The sequence below is a fragment of the Burkholderia sp. BCC0398 genome, from assembly GCF_902833245.1.
Lineage (GTDB): Bacteria > Pseudomonadota > Gammaproteobacteria > Burkholderiales > Burkholderiaceae > Burkholderia > Burkholderia sola.
In genome coordinates, this window is the sequence record NZ_CADFEM010000063.1 from 1 (window position 1) to 312 (window position 312).

1 protein-coding gene is annotated in these 312 nt (G+C 70.8%); it reads right to left on the reverse strand.

The window, feature by feature from the left end:
* On the reverse strand, positions 1-312 hold a 312-nt coding region (locus HWX76_RS36515; protein WP_347880204.1), incomplete at both ends, for a hypothetical protein.

The following is a 312-nucleotide window of genomic DNA, read 5'->3' on the forward strand; positions in this document are numbered from 1 at the left end:
GCCGCCGTTGAAGATCGCGCGCAGCTCCGCGCGGATCTCCTGCTTCCACGAGATGCGGACCGTGCGGTCCTGCGTGACGTGGAACACGGTCGCGCCCGGTTGCGCGTCCGCGCGATCGGCGAACTTCTCGGCGAGCGCCTCGTAGCCGAGCTGCACCAGGTAGTGCTGCGCCTCGCGCAGCGGCTGGTCGAGCCGGTCGCGCACGAATTCCCAGCGCGCGCGCACGCGCTTGAGCAGCTCCAGCGCCTGCTGCACGCGGTCTTCCAGCAGCTCGGCGCTCGGGATCTCGTTCGCGTCGTCGGTCTTGCCGAG